Source organism: Phocaeicola coprocola DSM 17136 (assembly GCF_000154845.1).
GTDB lineage: Bacteria > Bacteroidota > Bacteroidia > Bacteroidales > Bacteroidaceae > Phocaeicola > Phocaeicola coprocola.
This window is the reverse complement of record NZ_DS981434.1, coordinates 1-863: the sequence shown is the minus strand read 5'-3', so window position 1 is coordinate 863 and position 863 is coordinate 1. Positions and strand designations below refer to the sequence as shown.

The 863-nt window shown below is 42.5% G+C and carries 1 pseudogene; it reads left to right on the top strand.

Going from position 1 to position 863, the window contains the following annotated elements:
- Nucleotides 1-863: pseudogene (locus tag BACCOP_RS01460) on the top strand (SusC/RagA family TonB-linked outer membrane protein); the annotation flags it as partial.

Genomic DNA, 863 nt, shown 5'->3' with positions numbered 1-863 from the left:
ATGAGTGAAGTTTTGACTACCGAAGTTTTGAAAAAAGGAAGCTATAAAGAATTGAACACAAAATCTTCTTCATACGACGGAAGCTTAGACATTTCTTATGGTAAGACTTTCGGTAAACATACTGTCAACGCCATCGGAAGTATGCAAATCAGCGAAAACCAATCTAACTTATCTATCTTCCAAGCAATAGGTTATTCCAGCGACATGTTCTCGAATCCGAACTTCTCAAACGGATATCCAGAAGGCGGTAAACCAAGTTCTTCGATTTCCAGAATCAGACATGCCAGCTATTATGCTAACTTCAACTACGGATATCAGTTGCGCTACTTGCTGGACTTCAACCTTCGTTCCGACGGTTCGTCTGTATATGGAGTAGATAATCCGTTCTCTACCATCTGGTCATTAGGTTTAGGATGGAACATTCACAACGAATCGTTCTTCCGTCAGAACAACATCCTCAACTACATGAAGCTGAGATACTCAGTCGGTAATCCGGGAAATGCCAACCTGAATGCTAAAATGGCTAACAGCGTATATACTTATTATACCAGCTATCCGAATATGTTCGGTCTGTCAGCTTTAGTCAAGACATGGGGTAACAGTGGACTGCAATGGCAACGTACCAATGAACAGAACTGGGGTCTTGATGTAGAAATGTTCCAGAACCGCCTGCGCCTGAACGTAGACTATTTCAGAAAGAAAACCGACCCGTTATTGCTGAACATCGACTTCCCGCCCTCTTCTGGTATTACATCTGTTCCGATGAACATTGGTGCCATGAGAAACCAGGGTGTCACTTTTACAGGAAGTTACATCATCATCAGAAAACCGGATATGAACTGGACAGTAAATGCCAACTTGCG